Source organism: Bacillus pretiosus, assembly GCF_051294775.1.
Taxonomy (GTDB): domain Bacteria; phylum Bacillota; class Bacilli; order Bacillales; family Bacillaceae_G; genus Bacillus_A; species Bacillus_A wiedmannii.
The window spans coordinates 1-309 of the sequence record NZ_JBPPHF010000168.1 but is presented as its reverse complement, the minus strand read 5'-3'; the positions used below and the strand labels follow the sequence as shown (position 1 = coordinate 309).

Sequence of the window (309 nt, the reverse complement as noted above, 5' to 3'; positions counted from 1 at the left end):
TTACAACAAAAAGGTTACAGAAAGTATGAATGCACGCTATAATAACCATAAAATAGGAGGTTGGGTCATTTTGACAATAAACCAAATGGTTCAATTGGGTAGTGCATGCATGTTCTTTATTACTTCCGCGTTTATTAATTGGTATCAGGGGAGTAATTTAATAGATGATCCTGATGAATGGAAATATAGCGCTAAGGTTACAAATTACTTTAAAGGCACCGTTTCAAGTTACGAAGATATTTATCAAATCGATTTCTTTATATATGCAGCAAAATTTTATCCAACAGCATTTATTGTTATGCTCAGTAG

The 309-nt window shown here is 32.4% G+C and carries 1 protein-coding gene; it reads left to right on the top strand.

The genetic code is table 11. The annotated features are described in order from the left end of the window. Positions 1-70 precede the first annotated feature (70 nt). Positions 71-309, top strand: a 239-nt coding sequence (locus ACSG5Z_RS30350) for a YjdJ family protein (protein ID WP_435712795.1), incomplete at its 3' end; no start/stop codon positions are given.